Raw genomic sequence first — 635 nt, forward strand, 5'->3', positions numbered from 1 at the left:
ACCTGCGCCAGGAAGGGCTCGAGCGCGCGCAGTGGCAGCGCGCAAGGCCCGTCGCACTTGGCCTGTTCGGGATCGGGGTGCGCTTCGAGGAACAGGCCTGCGATGCCGAGCGCCATGCCCGACCGCGCAAGGGCGGCGACTTGTCCACGACGGCCGTCGGCACTGTCGCTGCGCCCACCCGGCTTCTGCAGGGCGTGAGTCACGTCGAAGACAACCGGCGCCATCGGCTTCATCGTGTCCATGCCGAGCATGTCCACGACGAGATTGTTATAGCCGAACTGGCTGCCGCGCTCGCACAGGATGATCTGTTCGTTCCCGGCTTCGGCGAACTTGCGCATGATATGCTTCATCTCGTGCGGCGCGAGGAATTGCGGTTTCTTGATGTTGATGACCGCACCCGTGCGCGCCATCGCCACGACCAGATCGGTCTGGCGCGCAAGGAATGCGGGAAGCTGGATGATGTCGGCAACTTCGGCGACGGGCGCTGCCTGATAGGGTTCATGAACGTCGGTCAAAACCGGGATGCCGAAGCGATCCTTGACGGCCGCAAGCACCTTGAGCCCCTGCTCCATTCCAGGCCCGCGGAAAGAAGTGATCGATGACCGGTTGGCCTTGTCGAACGAAGCCTTGAACAC

General features: G+C 63.6%; 1 protein-coding gene. It reads right to left on the minus strand.

From position 1 onward, the window contains the following. Window positions 1-635: 3-deoxy-8-phosphooctulonate synthase (gene kdsA, locus AC2A04_RS18290; RefSeq protein WP_484213788.1), on the minus strand; the 635-nt coding region annotated here is incomplete at both ends.

This window comes from Novosphingobium sp. HNCC26DJ243 (assembly GCF_057180545.1).